The 17,223-nt window shown below is 72.4% G+C and carries 18 protein-coding genes; 11 read left to right on the top strand and 7 right to left on the bottom strand.

The features are described 5' to 3' along the window. The first annotated feature begins 1 nt into the window (after position 1). Genes ACQ5BE_RS08980 through ACQ5BE_RS08950 form a run of 7 tightly spaced genes read left to right on the top strand, consistent with a single transcriptional unit; the run spans position 2 to position 6,396 of the window. A complete protein-coding gene (locus tag ACQ5BE_RS08980; RefSeq protein ID WP_430296699.1) occupies positions 2-958 on the top strand; it encodes a phytoene/squalene synthase family protein in 957 nt (318 codons plus the stop codon). After that, positions 955-2,661 (top strand): phytoene desaturase family protein, encoded by a 1,707-nt coding sequence (crtI, locus tag ACQ5BE_RS08975; protein ID WP_430296698.1) that lies wholly within the window; start codon positions 955-957, stop codon positions 2,659-2,661. The genes ACQ5BE_RS08980 and crtI overlap by 4 nt, the downstream gene beginning before the upstream one ends. Beyond that, entirely contained in the window at positions 2,649-2,984 is a 336-nt protein-coding gene (locus tag ACQ5BE_RS08970) for a lycopene cyclase domain-containing protein (RefSeq protein WP_430296697.1), read from the top strand. The genes crtI and ACQ5BE_RS08970 overlap by 13 nt, the downstream gene beginning before the upstream one ends. Next, complete coding sequence (locus ACQ5BE_RS08965; RefSeq protein ID WP_430296696.1) at positions 2,981-3,400, top strand: lycopene cyclase domain-containing protein; 420 nt, start codon at positions 2,981-2,983, stop codon at positions 3,398-3,400. The genes ACQ5BE_RS08970 and ACQ5BE_RS08965 overlap by 4 nt, the downstream gene beginning before the upstream one ends. Continuing rightward, a complete protein-coding gene (locus ACQ5BE_RS08960; RefSeq protein ID WP_430296695.1) occupies positions 3,397-4,323 on the top strand; it encodes a prenyltransferase in 927 nt (308 codons plus the stop codon). Before ACQ5BE_RS08965 ends, ACQ5BE_RS08960 begins: the two co-directional genes overlap by 4 nt. Then, positions 4,320-5,783: a cryptochrome/photolyase family protein gene (locus ACQ5BE_RS08955; RefSeq protein WP_430296694.1), complete on the top strand. Its 1,464-nt coding sequence runs from the start codon at positions 4,320-4,322 to the stop codon at positions 5,781-5,783. Before ACQ5BE_RS08960 ends, ACQ5BE_RS08955 begins: the two co-directional genes overlap by 4 nt. A 10-nt stretch (positions 5,784-5,793) precedes the next feature. After that, the gene (locus tag ACQ5BE_RS08950) at positions 5,794-6,396 is read left to right on the top strand and encodes a MarR family winged helix-turn-helix transcriptional regulator (RefSeq protein ID WP_430296693.1); all 603 of its coding nucleotides are present in this window, start codon (positions 5,794-5,796) and stop codon (positions 6,394-6,396) included. A 577-nt stretch (positions 6,397-6,973) separates the two neighbouring features. Here the strand turns inward: ACQ5BE_RS08950 and ACQ5BE_RS08945 are convergent. Further along, positions 6,974-8,020, bottom strand: coding sequence for an NAD(P)-dependent alcohol dehydrogenase (locus tag ACQ5BE_RS08945; RefSeq protein ID WP_430296692.1), 1,047 nt, complete (start codon positions 8,018-8,020; stop codon positions 6,974-6,976). 147 nt (positions 8,021-8,167) lie between these two features. On the opposite strand from ACQ5BE_RS08945, the gene ACQ5BE_RS08940 reads away from it, so the two are divergent. Next, positions 8,168-9,100: a ribonuclease Z gene (locus ACQ5BE_RS08940; RefSeq protein ID WP_430296691.1), complete on the top strand. Its 933-nt coding sequence runs from the start codon at positions 8,168-8,170 to the stop codon at positions 9,098-9,100. A 63-nt stretch (positions 9,101-9,163) separates the two neighbouring features. Beyond that, entirely contained in the window at positions 9,164-9,565 is a 402-nt protein-coding gene (locus ACQ5BE_RS08935; protein ID WP_430296690.1) for a GlcG/HbpS family heme-binding protein, read from the top strand. 5 nt (positions 9,566-9,570) lie between these two features. Here the strand turns inward: ACQ5BE_RS08935 and ACQ5BE_RS08930 are convergent, their stop codons facing one another. The 4 genes from ACQ5BE_RS08930 to ACQ5BE_RS08915 are packed head-to-tail and all read right to left on the bottom strand — an operon-like array spanning position 9,571 to position 14,088. Next, positions 9,571-10,668 carry a tartrate dehydrogenase gene (locus ACQ5BE_RS08930; protein ID WP_430296689.1) on the bottom strand — a complete coding sequence of 366 codons (1,098 nt, stop codon included), beginning with the start codon at positions 10,666-10,668 and terminating at the stop codon, positions 9,571-9,573. Positions 10,669-10,716: 48 nt separating this feature from the next. Next, complete coding sequence (locus tag ACQ5BE_RS08925) at positions 10,717-12,459, bottom strand: cytochrome c biogenesis protein DipZ (protein ID WP_430296687.1); 1,743 nt, start codon at positions 12,457-12,459, stop codon at positions 10,717-10,719. Positions 12,460-12,510: 51 nt separating this feature from the next. Beyond that, positions 12,511-13,092: a dihydrofolate reductase family protein gene (locus tag ACQ5BE_RS08920; protein WP_430296686.1), complete on the bottom strand. Its 582-nt coding sequence runs from the start codon at positions 13,090-13,092 to the stop codon at positions 12,511-12,513. Between the two features lie 57 nt (positions 13,093-13,149). Beyond that, positions 13,150-14,088 (bottom strand): 5'-3' exonuclease, encoded by a 939-nt coding sequence (locus tag ACQ5BE_RS08915; RefSeq protein ID WP_430296685.1) that lies wholly within the window; start codon positions 14,086-14,088, stop codon positions 13,150-13,152. A 67-nt stretch (positions 14,089-14,155) separates the two neighbouring features. Here ACQ5BE_RS08915 and ACQ5BE_RS08910 point away from each other — a divergent pair, with 67 nt between their 5' ends. Both ACQ5BE_RS08910 and ACQ5BE_RS08905 read left to right on the top strand, forming a co-directional pair. Next, entirely contained in the window at positions 14,156-14,653 is a 498-nt protein-coding gene (locus ACQ5BE_RS08910; RefSeq protein WP_413249439.1) for a MarR family winged helix-turn-helix transcriptional regulator, read from the top strand. Between the two features lie 104 nt (positions 14,654-14,757). After that, positions 14,758-16,176, top strand: coding sequence for an alpha/beta hydrolase family protein (locus tag ACQ5BE_RS08905; protein ID WP_430296684.1), 1,419 nt, complete (start codon positions 14,758-14,760; stop codon positions 16,174-16,176). A gap of 26 nt (positions 16,177-16,202) precedes the next feature. On the opposite strand, the gene ACQ5BE_RS08900 is transcribed toward ACQ5BE_RS08905, so the two are convergent. After that, positions 16,203-16,907: an HAD family hydrolase gene (locus ACQ5BE_RS08900; protein WP_430296683.1), complete on the bottom strand. Its 705-nt coding sequence runs from the start codon at positions 16,905-16,907 to the stop codon at positions 16,203-16,205. Between the two features lie 3 nt (positions 16,908-16,910). Next, on the bottom strand, positions 16,911-17,147 hold the full coding sequence (locus tag ACQ5BE_RS08895; RefSeq protein WP_208711082.1) for a hypothetical protein: 237 nt from the start codon (positions 17,145-17,147) through the stop codon (positions 16,911-16,913). Between the last annotated feature and the right edge of the window lie 76 nt (positions 17,148-17,223).

Below are 17,223 nucleotides of genomic sequence, written 5' to 3'. Positions count from 1 at the left end.
GATGGCCGCCCCCAGGCTCCGCGAGACGGACGAGAGAACGCAGCCGTCGCCCCTGGCCAGGTACACCGCCGTTGCCACGGCCGGCGCCGCGGTGGTGATCCGTCACTACTCGACGTCCTTCGGCCTTGCGTGCCGGCTGCTCGGGCCGGGCAAGCGGGAGGAGATCGAGAACGTCTACGCGCTCGTGCGGATCGCCGACGAGGCCGTCGACGGCGCGGCAGCGGAGGCAGGCCTGTCCACCGAGGCCATCCTCTACCAGCTCGACCGGCTCCAGGAGGAGGTCTCCAGCGCGATCGCCCTGGGATACAGCACCAACCCCGTGGTCCACGCCTTCGCCGGAACCGCGCGGCGGGCGGGGATCGGGGCGGAGCTCATCGAGCCCTTCTTCGCCTCAATGCGCCGAGACTGCGACCCGCACGGCCACTCGGACGCGTCCCTGGGAGCCTACATCTACGGCTCCGCGGAGGTCGTGGGGCTCATGTGCCTGCGAGTGTTCCTCGCGGGGCTCAGTGTCCTCCCCGCCGAGCGGGCGCGCCTCGAGCACTCCGCCCGTCGCCTCGGCGCGGCCTTCCAGAAGGTCAACTTCCTGCGCGACCTCGGCCAGGACGGGCAGGAGCTCGGCCGCAGCTACTTCCCCGGCGTGGACCCCCTGCACCTGACCGAGGAGCAGAAGGCGGCCCTGCTGCTGGACCTCCGCGCGGACCTCGACGCGGCCCTCGAGGGGTTGCGCAGGCTCCCGGGAACGGCCCGCCGTGCCGTCGCCCTTGCCCACTCCCTCTTCTCGGAGCTCGCCGACCGGATCGCCGCCTGCCCCGCAGAGGTCCTCGTCACGACTCGGATCCGGGTCCCGACCCACGTGAAGCTGCGGCTCGCGGCCGCTGCGATGGCGGGCACCGGGCCGGCGTTCGCGCGCGACGGCGCCCGGTTGCCGGCGCAGGGCGAGGGGAGGGCGGCGTGAACCGCCCCCAGCGCTCCAAGGCGGGCCGGACGCTCCCCGGCAGGCCCCGGCCGCGCCGCACGGTCACCGTGATCGGGGGAGGGATCTCGGGCCTGGCAACGGCCGGACTCCTCGCCCGCGACGGCCACGCGGTCCAGCTCCTCGAGAAGAACGAGGTGCTGGGCGGGCGTGCCGGCAGGTGGGAGGCGGACGGCTTCCGCTTCGACACCGGACCCTCGTGGTACCTCATGCCCGAGGTGATCGACCACTGGTTCCGCCTGATGGGATCGAGCGCCCCGGACGAACTCCGCCTCGAGCGGCTGGACCCCGGCTACCGCGTGTTCTTCGAAGCGCACGAGGATCCTGTCGACATCCCCGCGAGCCGCGAGGGGGCCGTCGCGCTCTTCGACTCCTTGGACCGGGGCTCGGGTGCCGCACTGGCCCGGTACCTCGAGGAGGCCGAGGACGCGTACGCGGTCGCCCTCGAGAGGTTCCTCTACGACGACTTCTCCTCCCTGCGCGGGCTCGCCCACCCGGACGTGCTGCGGCGGGGATCCCGGCTCGCCGCGCTGCTCGCGCAGTCGCTGCACACCCGGGTCTCGCGGCGCTTCACCGACCGGCGGGAGCGGCAGATCCTCGGCTATCCGGCGGTCTTCCTCGGCACCACCCCCTACCGGGCCCCCGCCCTGTACCAGCTGATGAGCCACCTCGACCTGACGCAGGGCGTCCTGTACCCACACGGCGGTTTCGCGGCGCTCGTGGAAGCCATGGCGCGGCTGGCCCGTAGCGCGGGCGTGCAGATCCGCACCGGCGCCCGCGCAACCCGCATCCTCACCGGCCCGGCGCCGGGGGGCCCACGGGTCGAGGGCGTCGCGTGGACCGACGCGGAGGGCCGCGAGCACCGCACGGGTGCCTCGGTCGTTGTGGGCGCCGCGGACCTCCACCACCTCGAGACCGAGCTCCTCCCTGCGGAGCTGAGGACCCATCCCGAGCGCGCGTGGGACCGGCGCGACCCGGGCCCTGGGGCCGTCCTCGCGTGCCTCGGGGTGCGCGGGACGCTGCCCGAGCTGGCGCACCACAGCCTGTTCTTCGCGCGCGACTGGCGCGACAACTTCGCCCGGATCGGCGCCGGGGACACCCCCGCCGAGACCACGTCGATCTACGTCTCCCGGACCAGCGCCACGGACGCCGGAGTCGCACCGGCCGGCGACGAGAGCCTGTTCGTCCTCGTGCCCTCGGCGGCTGCGCCCGACTGGGGACGCGGCGGAATCGGCGGAGCGGGCGCTGCCGCAGTCGAGGAGGTGGCCGACAGGGCGATCCAGCAGATCTCCGCCTGGGCCCGCATCCCGGATCTGGCCGAGCGCGTCGTCGTGCGCCGCACCTTCGGCCCCGCCGACTTCGAGCACGACGTGAACGCGTGGCGCGGCGGCGCGCTCGGGCTCGCGCACACGCTGCGGCAGAGCGCCTTCCTGCGCCCCGCCAACGCGAGCCGCACCGTCTCCGGCCTGCTGTACGCCGGGGCGTCCGTCCGTCCGGGCATCGGCGTCCCGATGTGCCTCATCAGCGCCGAGCTCGTGCTCAAGCGCGTGCGGGGCGAGCGCCGGGCCGGACCCGTCGGGCCACCGCTGGTCGCCCTGCGCGGGCAGGCCGCTGCCGGCACCGCGGCACGGGGAGCTGCGCTCGCGGACGCTGCACGGGCGGAGGGGGTCGCATGGCCTACCTGACCGCCCTCCTCGCCTCCGCCGTCGGGGTAGCCCTGCTCGACGCGCGCTTCCGGCTCGCCTTCTGGCGCGCACCCCGCGCCACCGCCCTCACCGTTCTGGCTGGCACTGCCTTCTTCCTCGCGTGGGATCTGGCGGCTATCGCGTCAGGGATCTTCCTGCACCGGGAGTCCCCGCACATGACCGGCATCATGCTCGGCCCGGAGCTGCCGCTCGAGGAGCCGGTGTTCCTCGCCTTCTTCTGCTACACGGCACTGGCCCTCTACGCGGGCGCCGTCCACGTCCTCTCGCTGCGTGCGGCGCGCCAGGAAGGGAAGGCCCCGTGAGCTACCTCCTGCTGGACCTCGTGTTCCTCGCCACGGCCGCCGGGCTCGCCGCCCTGCTCTCGGCCCGGCGTCGCGGGGCCCGCCCGGGCGCACGACGCCGCACGCTCGCCTGGGTGCCGCTGCTCATCGCGGGCGTGGCCCTCCTGGCGCTGACGGCGGTGTTCGACAACGTGATGATCGCCGTCGGGCTGTTCTCCTACGCCTCAGCGGCCCTCTCGGGGCTCGCGGTGGGCCTCGCCCCCCTCGAGGACTTCGCCTACCCGCTCGCCGCGGCCGTCCTCCTGCCCGCGCTGTGGGTTCGCCTCTCGCGCGCCGAACGGACCGGAGGACCCGAGCCGGCGGGGCGACCAGAGCGGGCGGGGCGACGAGACCACGCCACACGACTAGCCGAGACACCGGTGGAGGGGCACAAATGACAGCCGAACCGATCGCGTCGCGCCCGTGGCGCCTGCCCGGGGGACTGCCCAGGCTGGCCCACGCGCTCCTGATCTCCTCCAGGCCCCTGTCGTGGGTCAACACCGCGTACCCGTTCGCGGCGGCGTACCTCCTGGCCGGGGGCGGCGTGGACTGGCGCCTCGTCCTCGGGACGGTGTTCTTCCTCGTGCCCTACAACCTCGCGATGTACGGCACCAACGACGTGTTCGACTATGCCTCCGACGTGCTCAACCCCCGCAAGGGCGGGGCCGAGGGAGCAGTCCTGCCGCCGCCGCTGCACCGGCCCGCGCTCTGGGCAGTGTGGGGCGGATGCGTGCCCTTCGTCGTAGCGCTCGTCGCCGGGGCACCTCCCGCGAGCTGGGCCGTCCTTGCGGTCTCCCTCTTCGCCGTGGCCGCGTACAGCGTCCCCGGCCTCCGCTTCAAGGAACGCCCGGTCCTGGACTCGGCCACCTCGAGCTCCCACTTCGTCTCACCCGCGGCATACGGTCTCGCGCTCGCGGGCGGCGAGGCAGGCCCTCTGGCCCTCGCGATCCTCGGCGCCTTCTTCCTGTGGGGCATGGCGAGCCACGCGTTCGGGGCGGTCCAGGACATCGGACCCGACCGGGAGGCCGGGATCGGCTCCATCGCGACCCTTTTCGGCGCCCGGCCCACCGTGCGCCTCGCGGTCCTGGCCTACCTCGCTGCCGGGGCCCTCCTCCTTCCGCTCGCGGGGGCGGCCACCGGCCCGGCCCGGTTCGCGGCGATCCTCGTCCTGCCGTACGCGGCCAACGCGGGCGCCTTCTGGACCGTGACGGATGACGACGCCGGCGCCACCCGCGCGGGATGGCGTCGTTTCCTCTGGCTCAACTACGTCACGGGCTTCGTCGTCACCCTCCTGCTCATCTCCGTCTGGATGCACCTATGACCGACACCGAAACCACAGCCCACGGCACGTCCCTCGTCTGGTTCCGCGACGACCTCCGGGTCCGCGACAACCCGGCCCTGCGTGCCGCCCTCGCGCACGGGCCGACCGTCGCGCTCTACGTCCTCGACGAATCCTCGCCCGGGATCCGGCCTCTCGGCGGGGCCGCCCGGTGGTGGCTCCACCACGGCCTCGAGGATCTCGCGTCGTCCCTGGAGCACCTCGGCGTTCCCCTCGTGCTCCGGCGGGGCCCGGCGGCCGCCGTCGTGCCCGAGGTCGCCGCGCAGGCGCGTGCGGAGCTCGTCGTCTGGAACAGGCGCTACGGCGCCCCGGAGCGGCGCGCCGACACGGCGGTGAAGTCGCTCGTGCGGGCAGCGGGGCGGGAGGCCGAGAGCTTCCAGGCCTCCCTCCTGCACGAGCCGTGGGAGGTGGCCACGCAGCAGGGCAACCACTACAAGGTGTTCACGCCCTTCTGGAAGGAGGTCTCGGGCCGGGACCACCGCCACCCCCTCCCCATGCCGCGGCCGCAGCGGGAGGCGCCCGACCGGGTGCCCCGGGGGGAGGGCCTCAGCAGCTGGGCCCTCCTCCCGCGGACGCCGGACTGGTCCGGGCCGCTGGCCCGGGCGTGGACCCCCGGGGAGGCGGCCGGGCTCGAGGCGCTGAAGGGCTTCGTCGGGCCGGACACGGCAGACTCGGCCCTCGTCGAGTATCCCGAGGCGCGCGACCTTCCCGGCAGGCCTGCGACGAGCCGGCTCTCGCCGTACCTGCGCTGGGGCCACGTCAGCCCCTTCCAGGTGTGGCACGCCGTCGCGGACCGGCGCCGGGCCGCGCCCGAGGGCAGCGCCGTCTTCGCCTCGGAGCTCGGCTGGCGTGAGTTCGCGTGGCACACCCTGTACCACCACCCGGACCTCGCCACCGAGAACCTCCGGCCCGAGTTCGACGACTACGGCTGGTGGACGCCCGGCGACCCCTCCGGGGCCGGTCCCTCCGCCACCGGTCCCTCCGGCGGCGGCGTCGAGCAGCTGCTGCACGCCTGGCGGACGGGCCGCACCGGATTCCCCCTCGTGGACGCCGGCCAGCGCGAGCTGTGGGCGACCGGGTGGATGCACAACCGCGTCCGGATGGTCTCGGCGAGCTTCCTCGTGAAGAACCTCGGCGTGCACTGGCGGGTCGGGGAGGAGTGGTTCTGGGACACGCTCGTCGATGCGGACGCCGCGAGCAACCCGTTCAACTGGCAGTGGGTGGCCGGTTCGGGTGCGGACGCGGCGCCGTTCTTCCGCATCTTCAACCCGCGCACCCAGGGGAAGAAGTTCGACCACGACGGCGCCTACGCCAAGGCGTGGATCCCGGAGCTCGGGAGCGCCGACTACCCGCAGGAGAGCGTCGATCTGGCCGAGACGAGGGCCGCGGCCCTGGACGAGTACCGCTCGCTCGGCCAGTCGGAGGGAAGGAGGCGAGCCTAGAATGTCCTCCGTGCATCATGAGCCCGACCCCCACGAGACGACACCGTCCCGCGGCACCGAGGCGGCAGGACACCCTGGGCCGCCGGACCTCGCCTGGTCGGAGAACGTGGAGGTCGCGTCCGAGGCGGCCGGCCACGCGCACGACGCCTTCCGCGCCGCCCCGGGGTTCGAGCTCCTGTTCCTCCTGCAGAAGTTCACCACCGAGGCGGACCGCTACGCCGAGACGGTCCGGCGCAAGCACGGGCTCGCCCGCAACGACGTGCATGCGCTGAACGCCGTCATGGAGGCCGAACGGCAGGGCGAGACCACAACGCCGGGTGCCCTCCGCGAGCGGCTCGTCCTGAGCTCCGCGGCGATGACCACAGTCATCGACAGGCTGGAGGCGTCGGGCCACCTCGAACGCAGGCACTCGCGCGAGGACAGGCGCCAGATCGAGGTGACCCCGACGCCGAGCGCCCGCGAGACCGGCAGGGAGATGTTCGACCCGATGGTGCGGCACATGCTGCCCGTCCTCGCCGACTACACGCCCCAGCAGCTGGAGTTCCTGGCGGGCATCATGAACCGCCTCACCCAGGCCATCGCCGAGGCCCGCGAGGAGCTGCAGCGGAGCTAGGCCGCGGACGCCCGCCGGGCGGGGCGCCCCGTAGCATCCGCGTCCCGCTCGGCGGCCTTCTGCCGCAGCCGCTGTGCCGCCCACCCGAGGGTCCACCCGCGACCAGATGGGCGAGGAAGATGCTCACGGCCCGCGACGGCCTGTCCTCGTGGGCGGGAGGGAAGATCCCGAGCGCCGGCAGCCAGCCCTCGTAGCTGGCGAGCCATACCAGTGCGCCGAAGGCCGTGCCGGTCCCCGGCTCCTGAAGCAGCCCCGGCACCGCACAGGCGTACAGCGCGCCGCCGGCCATCCCATAGCCGAAGTGGGAGGCGAGGGCGAGTCCCTCCTTGCCCGGCTGGGACACCCCGGGGAAGAAGGTGCGCACGATCCTCTCCGGCGGCTGACGGTGAATCATGCCCGAGGCTCCTGCGGCCCCGAAGACCGCCGTCATCGCGGCCGTTGCCGCCGCTCCCGCAGCCGCCCCGCGGACCGCCCTGCCTATGAGATGCATCCTCGGCTCCTGTTCGCGTGGGTAGGTCTCGGACAGGGCACTCTTACCCGTCAGACCCCCACGCGAACAGGACCGGCTCCGCGGCTGCTAGGAGACGAGGGTTGCCGTGTCGATGACGAAGCGGTAGCGGACGTCCGAGGCGAGGACGCGCTCGTAGGCGTCGTTGATCTTCTCCGCCGGGATGACCTCGATCTCCGCTCCGATGCCGTGCTCCGCGCAGAAGTCCAGCATCTCCTGCGTCTCGCGGATGCCGCCGATCAGCGACCCGGCGAAGGAGCGCCGCCCCATGATCAGCGAGAACGCCTGGACGGAGAGCGGCTCGGCGGGCGCACCGACGTTGACCATCGCGCCGTCCACCGCGAGCAGGGACAGGTAGGCGTTGAGGTCGATCTGGGCGCTGACCGTGTTGAGGATGAGGTCGAAGGAGCCGGCGAGCTGCTCGAACGTGGACGGGTCGGCCGTGGCGTAGTAGTGCGCTGCGCCCAGCCGCAGCCCGTCCTCCTGCTTCTTGAGGGACTGGGAGAGGACCGTGACCTCTGCGCCCATCGCGGCGGCGATCTTCACTGCCATGTGCCCGAGCCCGCCCAGACCCACGACGGCGACCTTCTTGCCCCGGCCGGCGCCCCAGTGGCTCAGCGGGGAGTAGGTGGTGATCCCCGCGCACAGGAGGGGTGCGGCGACGTCGAGCTCGAGGCCGTCTGGAATGCGTAGGACGAAGTCCTCCGTGACGACGATGTGGGTCGAGTAGCCGCCCTGGGTGATGGTGCCGTCGCGGTCCACTGCGCCGTAGGTTCCGGTGTTCCCTTCGAGGCAGAACTGCTCCTCGCCCTTGCGGCAGTTCACGCACTTGCCGCAGGAGTTGACCATGCAGCCGACTCCGACCCGGTCGCCGACCGCGTGCTTCGTCACCGCGGAGCCGACTTCCGCCACGATGCCGGCGATCTCATGGCCGGGGACCAGCGGGTACGGCGCCGGGCCCCACTCGGCACGGACGGTGTGGATGTCGGAGTGGCAGATGCCGGCGTACTTGATCTCGATGAGCACATCGTGCGGGCCCAGGTCCCGGCGTTCGATGGTCGTCGGCACGAGCGGTTCGGTGGCGGACGTGGCGGCATAGGCGTGTGCGGTCAGCATGCGTCTCCTCGCGGTGGTGGATGCGCCCGGATCTCGGGCGAGATGTTTTCCCCGAAGTACCCTACCCAGAGTGCGCGGCGGAACACCTGCCTGAGGGGTGCCCTGTCAGTGCCCCCCTCACACCGGCCACGCCCCATACTGGGCAGCATGCGCGAACTCGTGGTGCTCGGCACGGCCTCCCAAGTCCCCACGCGCACCCGGAACCACAACGGCTATCTCCTGCGGTGGGACGGCGAGGGCCTCCTGTTCGACCCGGGGGAGGGGACCCAGCGGCAGATGATCCATGCGGGCGTCGCCGCCACGCAGGTGACCCGCATCTGCCTCACCCACGTCCACGGGGACCACTGCTACGGCCTGCCCGGGGTGCTCTCGCGGATGGCGCTCGACGGCGTGCAGCACCCCGTGCACCTGCACTACCCCGCGTCGGGGGAGCCGATGGTGCGGGCGCTCGTCGCGGTCGCCTCGCCCGGCGTCGACCTGCGCCTCGTCCCGCACGGGGCGGCCGGGCACATCGCCGAGGACCTCGAGGTCCGGCCGCTGCGCCACAGGATCGACGCGTTCGGCTACCGGCTGACCGAGCCCGCGCGGCGGACCCTCCTGCCTGAGCGCCTCGCGGCCGCAGGGATCGCCGGCCCCGAGGTCGGGCGCCTCCAGCGCGAGGGGCGGCTCCGCGGGGTGCGGCTCGAAGACGTCAGCGTGCCCCGGCCCGGCCAGCGCTTCGCCTTCGTCATGGACACGGCACCCTGCGCGGGCGCCGAGGAGCTGGCCGAGGCCGCAGACCTGCTGGTCACCGAGTGCACCTTCGCGGACGACGACGCCGCGCTCGCCGAGCAGTACCTCCACCTCACCGCCGGGCAGGCGGGCGCGATCGCAGGACGCGCGGGCGCCCGGAGCCTCGTGCTGACCCACTTCTCCTCGCGGTACACCGAGGTGGCCGAGCTGGAAGGGCAGGCACGGCGGCGGGCGGGCGGCGCCGTCGTGCGTGCGGCGGAGGACCTGGACCGCTTCGGCTTCCCGCGGCGGCGGGCGCCCGAAATCGGGGCGCGCGAACCCGGGACTGATCGGCCTGCCCGGACGTAGCCTTCCCTCGGGGGGCACCCGGGCCGCGCGCGGGCGCGGCGGAAGCGGAAGGATGGGAAGGGCATGAACGACATCTCGCTCGAGCAGGCGCAGGCCGTCGTGGAGGCCAGCCTCGCGAAGTCCCGCGAGATCGGCACCGCAATGAACATCGCGGTGGTCGACGCCGGCGGCAACCTCAAGGCGTTCGGCCGGCAGGACGGCGCGTGGATCGGCAGCATCGACATCTCCCAGAAGAAGGCCCGCACCGCGCGCTTCTTCGACATGAACACCGGTGACATCGGCGCGCTGTCCCAGCCCGGCGGCCCGCTCCACAACATCGAAGTCTCCAACGGCGGGCTCATCACGTTCCCGGGCGGGATCCCGCTGAAAATCGACGGCGCGGTAGTCGGAGCCGTGGGCGTCAGCGGCAGCACCGTCGAGAACGACCACACCGTAGCCCAGGCCGGGGCGGACGCGCTGCAGTAGCGCCCTCACCCACCAAGCCGCGCCACCGCCGTGATCTCCTCCGCGATGCGCCTGCCGAGCGCCTCGGTGGTCCCCCGGCCCCCGAGGTCGGGGGTCAGCACGTCGGGGCCGCCGTGGGCCAGGACGTCCTCGAAGCCCCGCTGCACGGCGGCGGCTGCCGCGGCCTCTCCGAGGTGGTCCAGCATCATGGCGGCACTCCAGATCTGCCCGACCGGGTTCGCGATCCCCTTGCCGGCGATATCCGGGGCGGAGCCGTGCACGGGCTCGAAGAGGCTCGGGAACTTCCGTTCGGGATTGATGTTCCCGCTGGGGGCCACGCCGATCGTTCCCGTGCACGCGGGCCCGAGATCCGAGAGGATGTCGCCGAAGAGGTTGCTGGCCACGACCACGTCGAACCAGTCGGGGTGCATGACGAAGTTCGCCGCGAGGATGTCGATGTGGAACTTGTCCACCCTCACCTCGGGGAAGCCGGCGGCCATCTCCTGGACCCTCTCGTCCCAGTAGGGCATGGAGATCGAGATGCCGTTGCTCTTCGTCGCGGAGGTCAGGTGCTTCTTGGGCCGGGTCTTGGCCAGATCGAACGCGTACCTGAGGATGCGGTCCACGCCGGTCCTGGTCATCACGGTCTCCTGGAGGACCGTCTCGCGGTCGGTGCCCTCGAACATCCTCCCGCCGACGCTCGAGTACTCGCCCTCGGTGTTCTCGCGGACCACATAGAAGTCGACGTCGCCGGGCGCCCGGTTCGCGAGGGGGCTCTTCACGCCCGCCAGCAGCTTCACGGGCCGCAGGTTCACATACTGGTCGAAGTGGCGGCGGAACTGGAGGAGGCTGTCCCAGAGCGAGACGTGGTCAGGGACCACCTCCGGCCAGCCCACCGCGCCGAAGAAGATTGCGTCGAAGCCGCGCAGCTCCTCGAACCAGGTGTCGGGGAGCATCTTGCCGTGCTGCAGGTAGTAGTCGGCGCTCGCGAAGTCGTATTCGGTGGTCTGGAGGCGGAAGTCGAAGGCCTCGGCGGCCGCCCCGAGCGCCCGCAGGCCCTCCGGGACGACTTCCTTGCCGATGCCGTCGCCGGCGATGACAGCGATGCGGTGGGTTCTGGTCATGGTGGAGATCCTTCTCGCCCGTGTGCGGGCTGTCTACCCGGTGGGCCCTCACCCGAACGTGAACGAGTAGAGTTCGACGCCGGCGCTCGCCTCGACCTCGAGAGTCCCCTCGCGCTGGGCCTCCCCGTCGAGGAGGAGGTAGGAGCGGGGCGTGCCGCCGACGTCGAGCGTGCGCTCGCCGTCCGGGCCGCGGACTGTGAGCGTCCCCGTCCCCCCGACCACGGCCTGGACCTGGCGCGCGTGGAAGCTCAGCCGGACGCCTGAGGGGACAGGAGCGGCAGGCGACGCGGCGGCGCCCGGTGAGGCAACGGCGTCGTGCGCGTCCGCTGGCTCCCGTGCGACGATCCGCTGGGACTCGAGCTGCCAGCTGCCCGAGAGCGCGAACGAATCCGCGCGCTGCTGCTCCGGGTAGGTGAACGTGCCGGGTCCGGAGCGGTAGGGCTCCGGGCCGGAGTAGTTGCCCTCCTTGGCGACGCCGAGGAACGTCTCGGGCGTGGTGCTGCCGGCCTGCGGCCCTGCGGCGGTCCCGTCCTCGACCGGCGCGGGGAGTGCGACGCCTGGTCTGGCCTGGGCGAGGAGCTCGCGCACGAGCTGCTCCGTGTCCGCGTACCCGCCCTCGCCCTGCTGGATGTGGCGCACGGTCCCGTTGGAGTCGATGAGGTACTGCGCGGGCCAGAACCGGTTCCGGTACGCCGTCCACGTCGCATAGGAGTTGTCCATGGCAACGGGGTAGGTGATGCCGTGCTGGCGGATGCCGTCCTCGACGTTGCGCTGCTCCCGCTCGAACGCGTACTCGGGCGTGTGGATGCCGATCACGGTCAGGCCCGCATCCCGGTAGGCCTCCTGCAGGCGCACGATGTGCGGCAGGGACCGCTGGCAGTTGATGCACGAGTAGGCCCAGAAGTCGATGAGCACGACTCGGCCGCGGAGCCCCTCGAGGCTGAGCGGTTCGGAGTTCGGCCAGGCGGTGAGGCCGCGCAGCTCGGGCGCGGGGCCGCAGTCCTGGAGCGCGGTCGAGCCCTGAGTGCAGCTGCTGAGGCCGCGGTTCTCTTCGGTGACGAGGCCGCCGAGGTCCAACGGCGTGCCTGCGGAGGGGCGGAGGCTGTCCTGGAGCGATGCCGTGTAGTCGGGGATGAGGCGCTGGAGCGCCGCGGGGACGTCCAGGACCAGCCCCACGGCGAGGGCGATCATCAGTGCGCCCGCGGTGATGCGGATGCCGCGCTGGCGCCTGCGGAAGGACGTCAGCCGCTCGGCGAGCCGGCGGCCGGCGAGGGCGAAGACGAGCAGCGGCACCGAGACGCCGACGGCGAACGCGAGCGTGAGCGCGGCCGTCTCCGGCCCGATCCGACCGGTGGCGCCCGAGACGGTGATCGCGGCGAGCACCGGCCCCGCGCAGGGGACGAACACGGCGCCGAGCGCCAGGCCGAGGCCGAATCCGCCGCGCCGCGCGTCGACCTGGCGCTGCGGGATCCACGAGAAGGGCTTCTCGAGCCACTCCTCGACCCGCGGGACCATGAGCCCGACTCCTACCGCGGCCAGGATCACGATCCCGGCCCAGCGCAGCACGTCCTGCGGGAGCCCGAGCGCCGAGAGCGCGAGCGAGCCGAGCAGCGTCACGACGCTGAAGCTCAGCACGAGCCCCGCGATCACCTGGTACGGCCGCCACCGCGACGCCTGCCGCGCGCTGTCGAGGCCGCCGGAGAAGAAGATCACCGGGAGGACTGGCAGGATGCACGGCGAGATGCCGGTGATGAGCCCGCCGAGGAAGCCGATCAGGATGTTCTCGCCCATGGCTCCAGTTCGGCGCGGCAGGCCCGGGCGGATTGGGGGCGATGGCGGGCGCTAGCTGCGGTCAGGCACGTAGCGGGCGATCAGCACTCCCGTGGCCGTGGGACGGGAGTCCGCGAGACGCAGCGAGACGCGGGTTCCGGCATCGAACATCCGGTGCCCGCTGCCGAGCACGAGGGGGTGGATCATGAGCAGGTACTCGTCGATGATGCCCGCGGGCAGGAGCGAGGCGATGAGGACGCCACTGCCCATGATCACGAGGTTGTCCTCTGACTCCCTCTTGAGCTCGGCGACGGCAGCGGGCACGTCCCCGCCGAGCAGGGTGGAGTTCGGCCAGTCCAGGCGCGCCGAGGGGTTCGCCGAGGCGACGTACTTCTGGGTCGAGTTGAGCGCGTCCTTGAACGGGCCGCCCTGGTCGTTCCAGGAGGAGAGCAGCTGCTCGTAGGTGCGGCGCCCGAAGAGGAAGGCGTGCGAGTGGCCCATGCGCTCTCCCATCGCCTCGGGGATCGATTCGTCGCTGCGGAGGACGGCCCAGCCCCCGTGCTCGAATCCGTCCCGCGTGTCCTCATCGGTCCTCCCCGGCGCCTGCATGACGCCATCCAGCGTCACGTGGTTCATCACGATGACCTTTCCCATCTCTCCCTCTCCCTTCTGTGGGCTTCTCTTCCGTGGCTTTCAGCGGTATCTGTCCGGTCAGCGGTACCGGTCGAGCGATGCGAGGAACCGCTTGACCGAGCCGCCGAGGTTCCAGTCGGTGGCCAGGCGCTCGAGCTCGAGGCGGGCATCGCCGTCGACCGCGCCCAGCTGCGCCCCGGCGTCGGCGGGCGGGGGCACCTCAAGGCCGCGGGCGACGTTCACGACGTCGGGTGCCACCTTCAGGTAGTCCGCGGCCGCCCTCAGCTTGGTGCGTGCCGCTGCGGGCATGTCACTGTCCGGGTCGTCGGCGGCCTCGAGGAGCCCCTCGAGCGTGCCGTAGCGTGCCAGCAGCGTCGCGGCGGACTTCTCGCCGATGCCGGCGACGCCGGGCAGCCCGTCCGAGGCGTCGCCGCGCAGCACCGCGTAGTCCGCGTACTGCTCGGGCAGGACCCGGTACTTGCCCACGACGACGGCGTCCGTCACCACCTCGAGGTTCTTCATGCCTCGCGCGGTATAGATGACGCGGACGCCCCGCGCGTCGTCGACCACCTGGAAGAGGTCGCGGTCGCCGGTCACCACGTCCACCGGGGACTCGGCGTGGGCGGCATAGGTGCCGATCACGTCGTCGGCCTCGTGCTCCGGCACGCCCACGACGGCGATGCCCGCCACTGCGAGCACGTGGCGGATCAGCGGGACCTGCGCGACGAGCCCGGGTGGGACGGTCTCCAGGTCCGGACCGCCGGAGACTTCCCGTTCGACCCGGTGCGCCTTGTACGAGGGGATGAGGTGGACCCGCCATTGAGGCCGCCAGTCGTCGTCCCAGCAGGCGATGAGGTGGGTGGCCTCGAAGTCCGCGGTGAGCCGGGCGATCATGTCCAGCAGCCCGCGCACCGCGTTGACGGGCGTGCCGTCGTCGCGCCTGATCGACTCGGGCACGCCGTGGAAGGCGCGGAAGTACAGTGAGGCGGCGTCCAGCAGCATCAGGCGGTCCGGCATAGCCCATCCTGACACGTCGGGCCCGCGGATAGGATGGGCTGGACCCGTCCTGAAAGCGAGCGTTGCCATGGCTTCCCCCACTCCCGCGGAGACCGGCACCGCGTCGGCAGGGCCCGGCGGGAAGGGGCCCGCGGGTTCTGGACGGTTCGGCGGGATCGGCCTCGTGGCCGAGCCGGTCTTCCTCATGGCCCGCGCTGCATCCCTCGGCTCCGCGGACGCCAACCGCGCGCTCGCGGGCCTGGGGCTCAAGGTCCGCAGCTACTCGGCGCTCGCCGTGGTGTGCAGCGGCCGCAATCCCACGCAGCGCGAGCTCAGCGAGTTCCTGGTCATGCTCCCGAGCAGGGTCGTCGCGATCCTCGACGAGCTCGAGCGGCGCGGGCTGGTGCAGCGGACGGCCGATCCACGCGACCGGCGGTCGAACGTCATCGTTCCCACCGAGGCGGGTCGCGAGCTCTACGCCCGGGCGAAGGCCGCCGTCGACGCCGCCACGGAGGAATCGCTCGGCGACCTCACCCCCCAGGAGCGCCTGGAGCTTGCGCGTCTGCTGACCAAGGCTGCGTTCTAGCCGCGGCCCCGCCGGCGCCGTCTTCCCTGTGACCCTTGACACACCTTCCGCGAGCGATCAGGATCAGTTCATTAAGTGAACTATTCGTAAGCGGAGGTAATTTGATGGTCTCTCTTCCCCGGCTGCGCCAGCCCGTCCTCGCCTCGGCGGTGGCCCTCTGCGCCGCCTTCGCCACGGCCGCGGGCGCCGTCGCCCCGGCGTCCGCGGCCCCCGCCGCGAGCACCGTCGCCGGCGCCACCCCCAGCGCTGCGGCTGCCAGCACCGTGGCCACCGGCACCCTCCCCGACGGTGCCACGTGGCAGGCCGAGGTTCCGGCGAACTGGACCGGGGAGCTCGTGCTCTTCTCCCACGGCTTCCGGGGAGGGACCAGCAATCCCGCGTGGGATGCCTCGTTCGCCCCCACCGCCCGGGAGCTCATCGCCCGGGGCTACGCGGTGGCGTCGTCGTCCTACGCGACGACGGGCTGGGCGCTGGGCTCGGCGGTGCAGGACCAGCTCGACACCCTCGCCGCGGTCCAGGGCCAGTTCGGCAAGGCGTCCCGGGTCATCGCCGTCGGCCGCTCCATGGGCGGGCTCATCACGAGCCTCCTCGCCGAGGTCCCCGGCGCTGGCATCGACGGCGCCGTGAGCACGTGCGGGCTGGTCGGCGGCGGCGTCGCGCTGAACAACTACCAGCTCGACGCCGCGTACGCCGCGGCCCAGCTCCTGCTGCCCGGCCAGGACGTCCAGCTGACCGGGTTCACCACCCCGGAGCAGTCCCAGAAGACCATCGCCGCGCTCAAGGCCGCGCTCCAGACGGCGACCACGACCGCCGAGGGCAGGGCGCGCATCGCGCTCGTCGCCGCGCTGCTGAACACGCCCACCCAGCTCGACGGCGTCGACCCCCAGAACCGCGAGGCGCTCGCTGCCGCCCAGGCGCAGCTCGTCCTCGACACACTGCCCACGGTGATCGAGCGCCGGTACACCATTGTCGACGCCGCCGGCGGGGACAGCGGGTGGAACGCGGGCGTGGACTACGCGGCCCTGGTCCGCGCGTCACCGCAGCGCGAGCAGATCAGGTACATGTACGGGCTCGCCGGCGCCGACCTCACCGCCGACCTCGCGACGCTGACACGCAATGCGGCCATCACGCCGAGCCAGGACGCCCTCGCCTGGATGCTCAAGACCTCGACCCCCACCGGCAAGCTGCAGGTGCCCGTCCTGGCCACCCACACCAACGTTGACCTCCTGGCGCCGGTGGAGTACCAGGAGGAGTACGCCGAGACCGTCCGCCGGGCCGGGAACGAGTCCCTGCTCCGCCAGGCGTTCGTCGACCGCACCGGCCACTGCAACTTCACCGTCGCCGAGAACATCGCCGCGATCAGTGCGATGGACCACCGTCTCGACACGGGCCACTGGGATTCGGTGGCCAAGACCTCGTCGCTGCAGGCCAGCGCCGAGTCCCTCGGCCTCGACGGCGCGGCCTTCATCGACCTCCGCCCGGGGGAGTTCGTCAACGACCGGGACTGGACGGAGGGCCGCTAGCAGGCGCACGACGGCGGCCCGTCACCTCACGGAGCGGGCCGCAGTGCCGCGCTGGCCCCCAGCCGCTTCCCGATCAGGCTCCCCTCGAAGCCGTCCAGAAGGTCCCGCGGTGAGTCGAACACCTCTGCTGCGCCGGCATCGGTCAGCTCCGCGCCACTGTACCCGCCGGAGGCCACGCCGACGGTGGTGATGCCGAGCGCCCCGGCGGCCTGCACGTCCCACACGGCGTCCCCGACGAACAGCACCTCCGACGCCTCGAGGCCCACAGCCTTGAGTGCCGCCACGAGGATGTCCGGTGCGGGTTTGGACTGCTCGGCGTCGGCGGAGCTCGTGGCCGCGTCCACGACGTCGTCCGCGCCGAGGGCCGCCCGGAGCGCGCCAAGGTCCTGTTCCCGGGCCGAGGACGCGAGGACGACCTTCAGCCCCGCGTCCCGGGAGCGGGCCAGGAGGTCGCGCGCGCCGTCGAACGCCCTCAGGTGCGGCCAGAACGTGGAGAACACCGCGGCGTGGGTGTCCATGACCTCCTGGTCCTGGGACCTGTCCCGTTCCGGGCCCAGCAGGCTGTCGACGAGCTTGTCCCCGCCCATGCCGATGCAGCGGTGGATCGCATTCATGCGCACGTCGTGGTCGAAGCGGCGGAAGGCGTGCCACCACGCGAGCGTGTGGAAGTAAGTGGAATCCACGAGCGTCCCGTCGACATCGAACAGGACGCCCGCCAGAGGAGCCGGCACGGCCTACTTCACCCGGTCCGCGAGGCCCTCGACCCCGCTCGCCTGCGCGCAGTGGGCGCAGCAGTACATGCCCTGGCCCGATTCGACCCCGTGGCCGAGGATCCGGCACCCGCAGTGCCCGCACGTGGGGGCAAAGGCGTGGATGGCGCATTCGAAGCTGTCGAACGTCCCCGACCTGTCGCCCTGGGTGAGGGTGAACGTCTTGTCGTACTCGTTTCCGCACATGTCGCAGGCAGCCATGGCCACTCCTGAGGTCAGGCACCGGCCCCGGACGTCCGGCGCTCATGCCTACCTACCCGAGGGGCCCTGCCGCAAA

This window comes from Sinomonas sp. B1-1, assembly GCF_050474465.1.
Classification (GTDB): Bacteria; Actinomycetota; Actinomycetes; order Actinomycetales; family Micrococcaceae; genus Sinomonas; species Sinomonas flava.
The sequence above is the reverse complement of the archived record's forward strand: the minus strand, read 5'-3'. Positions and strand labels throughout refer to the sequence as shown.

Coding starts and splice junctions, on each gene's coding strand:
- ACQ5BE_RS08980 (WP_430296699.1), top strand. CDS start 2: ATGGCCGCCCCCAGGCTCCGCGAGACGGACGAGAGAACGCAGCCGTCG.
- ACQ5BE_RS08970 (WP_430296697.1), top strand. CDS start 2,649: ATGGCCTACCTGACCGCCCTCCTCGCCTCCGCCGTCGGGGTAGCCCTG.
- ACQ5BE_RS08960 (WP_430296695.1), top strand. CDS start 3,397: ATGACAGCCGAACCGATCGCGTCGCGCCCGTGGCGCCTGCCCGGGGGA.
- ACQ5BE_RS08955 (WP_430296694.1), top strand. CDS start 4,320: ATGACCGACACCGAAACCACAGCCCACGGCACGTCCCTCGTCTGGTTC.
- ACQ5BE_RS08945 (WP_430296692.1), bottom strand. CDS start 8,020: ATGCTGACCGCACACGCCTATGCCGCCACGTCCGCCACCGAACCGCTC.
- ACQ5BE_RS08940 (WP_430296691.1), top strand. CDS start 8,168: ATGCGCGAACTCGTGGTGCTCGGCACGGCCTCCCAAGTCCCCACGCGC.
- ACQ5BE_RS08935 (WP_430296690.1), top strand. CDS start 9,164: ATGAACGACATCTCGCTCGAGCAGGCGCAGGCCGTCGTGGAGGCCAGC.
- ACQ5BE_RS08930 (WP_430296689.1), bottom strand. CDS start 10,668: ATGACCAGAACCCACCGCATCGCTGTCATCGCCGGCGACGGCATCGGC.
- ACQ5BE_RS08925 (WP_430296687.1), bottom strand. CDS start 12,459: ATGGGCGAGAACATCCTGATCGGCTTCCTCGGCGGGCTCATCACCGGC.
- ACQ5BE_RS08920 (WP_430296686.1), bottom strand. CDS start 13,092: ATGGGAAAGGTCATCGTGATGAACCACGTGACGCTGGATGGCGTCATG.
- ACQ5BE_RS08915 (WP_430296685.1), bottom strand. CDS start 14,088: ATGCCGGACCGCCTGATGCTGCTGGACGCCGCCTCACTGTACTTCCGC.
- ACQ5BE_RS08910 (WP_413249439.1), top strand. CDS start 14,156: ATGGCTTCCCCCACTCCCGCGGAGACCGGCACCGCGTCGGCAGGGCCC.
- ACQ5BE_RS08905 (WP_430296684.1), top strand. CDS start 14,758: ATGGTCTCTCTTCCCCGGCTGCGCCAGCCCGTCCTCGCCTCGGCGGTG.
- ACQ5BE_RS08895 (WP_208711082.1), bottom strand. CDS start 17,147: ATGGCTGCCTGCGACATGTGCGGAAACGAGTACGACAAGACGTTCACC.